The 204-nt window shown below is 62.7% G+C and carries 1 pseudogene; it reads left to right on the forward strand.

Annotated features, from left to right (window positions below):
- Positions 1-58: 58 nt before the first annotated feature.
- Positions 59-148: pseudogene (locus Q1A87_RS24125) on the forward strand (transposase); the annotation flags it as partial.
- Between the last annotated feature and the right edge of the window lie 56 nt (positions 149-204).

Raw genomic sequence — 204 nt, forward strand, 5'->3', positions numbered from 1 at the left:
ATCCAAGCCTGTCTGACCACTGCCCAGCAGGGCATCACGCGGTGATGTCCCGAGAGGGATCAAGGTCTTGTTCAGCCTGCCGCTGCGCCAAACGACGGGCTTCGTAGCAAGCCTTCTCGATCTGGCAGGGCTCGACTGGCCGGTGCCCTTCGTCGGGCGATCCTTCCACTGGAAGGCTCGCTGATCCTCCTCAGTCTCGACGCT

The sequence above is a fragment of the uncultured Jannaschia sp. genome, from assembly GCF_947494055.1.
In the GTDB taxonomy this organism is placed as follows: domain Bacteria; phylum Pseudomonadota; class Alphaproteobacteria; order Rhodobacterales; family Rhodobacteraceae; genus Jannaschia.